We start from the raw sequence: 1845 nt of genomic DNA, 5'->3' as shown, positions 1-1845 counted from the left end.
GCGACCGCCGTCGGCACCGTGGCGGTCACCGGCACCGGGTCGATCGGAAGGGCCGGGGCGACCGCGGGCGGCGGCTCGTGGCCGTCGGCGATCTCGTTGAGCCGCTCGGCCACCTCGGCCACCTCTGGCCGCTGCGCGGGATCTGCGTGCAGCAACGCGGTGAGCACGTCGGTGAGCGGCCCGGCCTGGGTCGGCGCGACGAACTCACCGGAGGCGATCCGGTGCAACAACAGCATCGGGTTCGCGCTGCGGCCCACCGGCGACGCGCCCTCCACGGCGGTGTACAGGGTCGCGCCGAGCGAGTACGCGTCGGCGGCGAAGGTCACGTCCTGGCCGCGGGCGACCTCGGGGGCGAGATAGGCCGGGGTGCCGACGAAGGTCCCGGTGCTGGTCCCGGTGACGTCCTCGACCACCCGGGAGACGCCGAAGTCGGTGAGCTTCACCGTGCCGTTCTCGCCGACGAGGATGTTGCCCGGCTTGACATCCCGGTGCACCACGCCCTTGGCGTGCGCGGCGGCCAGCGCGGCCGCGACCTGGGTGCCGATCCGCGCGACCTCCCGTGGGGGCAGCGTCTCCTTCTCGTCGAGCAGCCGGGACAGGCTGGTGGACTTCAGGTACTCCAACACGATGTAGGGCCGGCCGTCGTCCTCGATCACGTCGTAGACCGCGGTCATGTGCGGGTGGTGCAGCTTGGCCGCGATCCGCCCCTCCCGCATGGTCCGCCGCCGGATCTCCTCCAGCCGCGACTCGTCCAACGCCGGCGGCAACAGCACTTCCTTGACCGCGACCGTGCGCCGCAGGCGCTCGTCATGCGCCTGCCACATCACGCCCATCGCGCCGCCACCGAGTCGCTCGGTCAGCCGATACCGACCCGCGACAACCTGCCCAACATCCATACCCTGCTCCACTGCCACGCGACCGGGTTTACACCACGAGACGGATGGCAAACGGACCGGGTTGCGTGACCGACGCCCGCCGAGGTGACATCATCCCTGGGTGTGACCGGCGCCGACGTGCTGATCGTGAGCTCACGCATCGACGAGGCATGGTCGGACTGGGTGGCCGACCAGCTCCGCGCCACCGGCCGGTCGGTGGCCAGGCTGCAGGACGGACTGGCCGACTTCCTCGACGTCGCGCAGGTGATCGACCGCGAAACCCGCACCGCGCGGCGGGTCGTGGTGGTGCTGTCGAAGACCGGTGTGACCTTCCTCGCCGAGGCCATCTCGGCCGCCAACCGGTTGGGCAAGCCGATCCTGCCGATCCACGTCGACCACCGCCAGACCCCCTACGCCCGGCCGCTGGCCCACCTGAGCGCGGTCGACCTCACCGGCCTGGCGCTCACCACCGCCGGGGAACGCCTGCGGGCGGCGATGAAAGGCTCGCTCGCCGACCGGATCCGCCCCAACCACCTGCGCCGCGCGCCACCCGCGCCCGACCCGTTCGTCGGCCGGCAGCGGGAGTTACATCAGCTGCGGGCCACGTTCTTCGACGACCCGGCGATGGTCGTCGTGGGGGAGGACGGCGTCGGGAAGTCCGCGCTGGCCGCCCAGTTCGTCCGGCTGAACCGGGACAGGTGGGCGCACGTGCTCTGGTCGAGCCCCGCGCGGTTCGCCGACGACCAGCTGCGCGCGATCACCCGGCCGAAGGGTCCGGCGCTGCTGGTGGTCGACGGCGCGCAGGACTACCAGTCGGTGCGCGACCGGCTGTGGCCGGTACTGCTTGACCGGGATCTGGTCAACGTGCTGGTCACCGCGCGCGGCCCCGCCTGGCCCGACCCTTTCCAGGTACTCGAGGCCGGCCCGCTGGACCCGGCGTCGGCCCGGCGGCTGGCCGAGGCCGCGGTGC

At 72.6% G+C, this 1845-nt stretch carries 2 protein-coding genes; one reads left to right on the top strand and one right to left on the bottom strand.

Annotated elements, in window-relative coordinates:
* Positions 1–896 (bottom strand): serine/threonine-protein kinase (locus ACYVIP_RS44765; RefSeq protein WP_460407341.1); only part of this gene is annotated, 896 nt, incomplete at its 3' end.
* Between the two features lie 102 nt (positions 897–998).
* On the opposite strand from ACYVIP_RS44765, the gene ACYVIP_RS44760 reads away from it, so the two are divergent.
* The coding region (locus tag ACYVIP_RS44760) for a toll/interleukin-1 receptor domain-containing protein (RefSeq protein WP_460407339.1) at positions 999–1845 on the top strand (847 nt) is incomplete at its 3' end.

Source organism: Actinophytocola sediminis (genome assembly GCF_054779715.1).
Note: the sequence above shows the minus strand (reverse complement) of the source record. Positions and strands in the feature narration are given on the sequence as shown.